The sequence below is a fragment of the Acinetobacter sp. YH16051 genome (genome assembly GCF_013417135.1).
Classification (GTDB): domain Bacteria; phylum Pseudomonadota; class Gammaproteobacteria; order Pseudomonadales; family Moraxellaceae; genus Acinetobacter; species Acinetobacter towneri.
Genome location: NZ_VPEN01000071.1, coordinates 1 through 2,730 on the forward strand (window position 1 = coordinate 1; position 2,730 = coordinate 2,730).

3 protein-coding genes and 1 pseudogene are annotated in these 2,730 nt (G+C 51.8%); 3 read left to right on the plus strand and 1 reads right to left on the minus strand.

The window, feature by feature from the left end; genetic code table 11:
• From FTV41_RS14180 to FTV41_RS14190, 3 genes and pseudogenes are all read left to right on the plus strand, one after another.
• Window positions 1–467: pseudogene (locus FTV41_RS14180) on the plus strand (IS1 family transposase); the annotation flags it as partial.
• Window positions 468–660: 193 nt separating this feature from the next.
• Window positions 661–1,521: an aminoglycoside N-acetyltransferase AAC(3)-IId gene (gene aac(3)-IId, locus FTV41_RS14185; RefSeq protein WP_000557454.1), complete on the plus strand. Its 861-nt coding sequence runs from the start codon at window positions 661–663 to the stop codon at window positions 1,519–1,521.
• Window positions 1,522–1,533: 12 nt separating this feature from the next.
• A complete protein-coding gene (locus tag FTV41_RS14190; RefSeq protein WP_000587837.1) occupies window positions 1,534–2,076 on the plus strand; it encodes an AAA family ATPase in 543 nt (180 codons plus the stop codon).
• A 407-nt stretch (window positions 2,077–2,483) separates the two neighbouring features.
• Here FTV41_RS14190 and FTV41_RS15400 read toward each other — a convergent pair.
• Window positions 2,484–2,730: hypothetical protein (locus FTV41_RS15400; protein WP_206299284.1), on the minus strand; the 247-nt coding region annotated here is incomplete at its 5' end.

Genomic DNA, 2,730 nt, shown 5'->3' on the forward strand with positions numbered 1-2,730 from the left:
AAAGTTTTACGTACTTTAACTGAATCAACCTATGAAATTCAGCCTCAGCAAAGTCATTATGAATCTCTCGAAGTAGATGAGTTCTGGAATTTTGTTGGAAATAAAAAGAATAAACAATGGCTTATTTACGCCTATCATCGAGAAACAGGTGAAATTGTTGCTTATGTTTGGGGTAAACGAGATTTAGCTACAGTCTAACAATTGAAGACAAAGCTTAAACAATTAGATATTCACTACACCCGAATTGCAAGTGATCATTGGGACAGTTTCATCACTGCTTTTAAAAATGGTAAGCAAAGTATTGGTAAATTTTTTACTGTAGGTATTGAAGGCAATAATTGCAAAATAAGGCATAGAATTAGGCGTAGCTTCAGAAGAAGCTGTAATTTTTCAAAAAAGCTTGAAAACCATTTTAAAGCTTTTGATTTAGCCTTCTTTTCTTTTACATCAATAATGGCTTCATTTAAAGGCAGCATACTTTTTGAAGCACCACCAAAATTTTATGTTAAGTAGAGACTAAAAATGCCCTTGATTAAGGGCTTACAAGGGCATTTTGTATAAGGTGTATTATGTTAATTTTAGAATTTCTTCATCTCGATAGGTATAGTAGAGTGATATCTCGATAGGTATAGTGTTTTGCAGTTTAGAGGAGATATCGCGATGCATACGCGGAAGGCAATAACGGAGGCGCTTCAAAAACTCGGAGTCCAAACCGGTGACCTCTTGATGGTGCATGCCTCACTTAAAGCGATTGGTCCGGTCGAAGGAGGAGCGGAGACGGTCGTTGCCGCGTTACGCTCCGCGGTTGGGCCGACTGGCACTGTGATGGGATACGCGTCGTGGGACCGATCACCCTACGAGGAGACTCTGAATGGCGCTCGGCTGGATGACGAAGCCCGCCGTACCTGGCTGCCGTTCGATCCCGCAACAGCCGGGACTTACCGTGGGTTCGGCCTGCTGAATCAATTTCTGGTTCAAGCCCCCGGCGCGCGGCGCAGCGCGCACCCCGATGCATCGATGGTCGCGGTTGGTCCGCTGGCTGAAACGCTGACGGAGCCTCACGAACTCGGTCACGCCTTGGGGGAAGGATCGCCCGTCGAGCGGTTCGTTCGCCTTGGCGGGAAGGCCCTGCTGTTGGGTGCGCCGCTAAACTCCGTTACCGCATTGCACTACGCCGAGGCGGTTGCCGATATCCCCAACAAACGGTGGGTGACGTATGAGATGCCGATGCTTGGAAGAGACGGTGAAGTCGCCTGGAAAACGGCATCGGATTACGATTCAAACGGCATTCTCGATTGCTTTGCTATCGAAGGAAAGCCGGATGCGGTTGAAACTATAGCAAATGCTTACGTGAAGCTCGGTCGCCATCGAGAAGGTGTCGTGGGCTTTGCTCAGTGCTACCTGTTCGACGCGCAGGACATCGTGACGTTCGGCGTCACCTATCTTGAGAAGCATTTCGGAACCACTCCGATCGTGCCTCCGCACGAGGCCGTCGAGCGCTCTTGCGAGCCTTCAGGTTAGAGGCCGTCGACAATGATAATCTGGATCAACGGACCTTTCGGCGCCGGAAAGACGACGCTCGCTAAGCGGCTGCGCGATCGGCGTTCCAAATCGCTGATCTTTGACCCCGAGGAAATCGGGTTCGTGGTGAAAGAAACGGTCCCCATGCCAGCGAGCGGAGACTATCAGGATCTCCCCTTGTGGAGGGGACTTACGATCGCGGCGGTCAGGGAGATTCGAAGGAATTACTCGCAGGACATCATCATCCCAATGACGCTCGTGCACCCGGACTATCTGACTGAGATACTCGACGGGGTAAGGCGGATCGACGATCAGCTGCTGCACATCTTTCTGACGCTCAACGAGGACCTATTGCGTCACCGGATCGCGAACCAGACCATGCATCCTGACCCGAATCGAAATGCGGAGATTCGAGAGTGGCGATTAGCGAATGTCGCCCGATGCTTGGCCGCAAGGGAACGGCTTCCATGCACAACCCGTGTTCTCGATAGTGGTGCACACACCAGCGATGAACTCGCAGCGATGGTGCTCGACGGAATCGATGGGCGCACCTGATCGCCTTCGACGCCTGCGCAAAGCGTAGCGCGAGGGTGGCGGGCTCACGACCAAACGCCCAGAGGTCGATCATCGCAGGGATGTTTGGCTTTGTGGTGCGGACGACGGGACTCGAACCCGTACTCTCACAGAGAAGCAGATTTTCGTACCACCTCGACTTTCGCCGCCGTCTGATGACGTTCGTGGTCTGGACTGTCCCTTCGCCATTGCCCGAAGGCTTTAGGCGCCGCCCGTCCAGTCTCTACACCTTCCCCCGAAGGGGCTTGGCTCGGGATTGGCTTAGGGTATTGCCCGTTAGCGTTCCCCGACTTTGAGCGGTTCTACTCCGCGGATTTCCCCGCGGGCACTCCAATTTTAAAGTCTGCTGCGTCTACCGATTTCGCCACGTCCGCCTTTTTTCGCCGTTCCTAGCGCTCGTGCGATGCACCTATGTTGCACCTAGCGCCGAATCGTTCTTCGTCATCCTGAAAAACCACGTCTCCTAAAGCCTTGCATAGCTTATCTTTTCTCCACCACGAACTTTTTTGGGCACTGTTGCAAATAGTCGGTGGTGATAAACTTATCATCCCCTTTTGCTGATGGAGCTGCACATGAACCCATTCAAAGGCCGGCATTTTCAGCGTGACATCATTCTGTGGGCCGTACGCTGGTACT

Coding starts and splice junctions, on each gene's coding strand:
- FTV41_RS14190 (WP_000587837.1), top strand. CDS start 1,534: ATGATAATCTGGATCAACGGACCTTTCGGCGCCGGAAAGACGACGCTC.